The 1,052-nt window shown below is 32.5% G+C and carries 1 protein-coding gene; it reads left to right on the top strand.

Annotated features, from left to right (window positions below; genetic code table 11):
- Positions 1 to 912 (top strand): LacI family DNA-binding transcriptional regulator (locus tag ACQR30_RS13740; protein ID WP_429736082.1); only part of this gene is annotated, 912 nt, incomplete at its 5' end.
- Between the last annotated feature and the right edge of the window lie 140 nt (positions 913 to 1,052).

Below are 1,052 nucleotides of genomic sequence, written 5' to 3'. Positions count from 1 at the left end.
GGTTATCAGCATAATACAATTGCCAGTAATCTTCGTAATCGGCAAACAAAGACAATAGGCGTAATTGTGCAGGTATTGAATAGCGATTTTATTACTTCTGTACTTACCGGAATCGAAGAAGGAATTACTAAGGATCATTACGATATTCTCATTATGAACTCTGCAGAGTCCGGAATAAGAGAAGTAGCGAATGCAAAGAGTTTATTGAATAAAAGAGTTGACGGGGTTATTGCTTCCTTGGCTTTAACTACAAAAAATATTGATCATTTTACACCTTTTTTTGCTCGAAAAATTCCAGTTGTATTTTTTGATCGGGTTATACAGGAGGTTCCTTCTACTAAAGTAATAATAGACAACTTTAATGCTGGTTACGATGCTACGGCACATTTGATTGCAGAAGGTTGCACGCGAATCGCACATATTACAGCGGACCTTCAAAGGAATGTTTATAATGAACGATTTCTTGGCTATAAAAAAGCTCTCAAAGATAATGGTATAATCTTCAAAGATAAATTAGTGAAAATTTGTAAGGCAGATAAGTCGGAAATAATTGAATCTGTAGAGCTTTTACTAAAACAAAAACCAGATGCATTTTTTGTTACAAACGATTTTTCTGCAGCGGTATGCATGCAAGTTTTACATCGAAAAGGATTCAAGATCCCAGAAGATATTGCTGTAATTGGTTTTAATAATGATGCAATATGCGATTTAATCACACCAAATCTTTCTACGGTTAATTATCCCGGAATATTGATGGGCGAAACTGCCGCAACAGAATTAATAAATCAAATGAAGCTTAAACATGATAAAGAAAATATGGTGGATAAGACAATTGTGATTCCTTCAGAAATTGTAATTAGAGCATCTTCTCTTAAGAAAGGTAAACAATTATGTGAGCTTCTTCCTAAATAGCAACTTATATGAAAATTGTTATAGTTTAATCTATTGTTTTGTTTTTATATGCACTTGATTGTTGCGATGTTTTATTTAAAATTTTTTAATCAAAAATATGCTTTTATTAGGAATAGATATAGGTACTTCGTCGATAAAGG

The sequence above is a fragment of the Arachidicoccus sp. genome (genome assembly GCF_050436765.1).
Taxonomy (GTDB): Bacteria; Bacteroidota; Bacteroidia; order Chitinophagales; family Chitinophagaceae; genus Arachidicoccus.
This window is presented reverse-complemented; position numbering and strand designations above follow the sequence as displayed.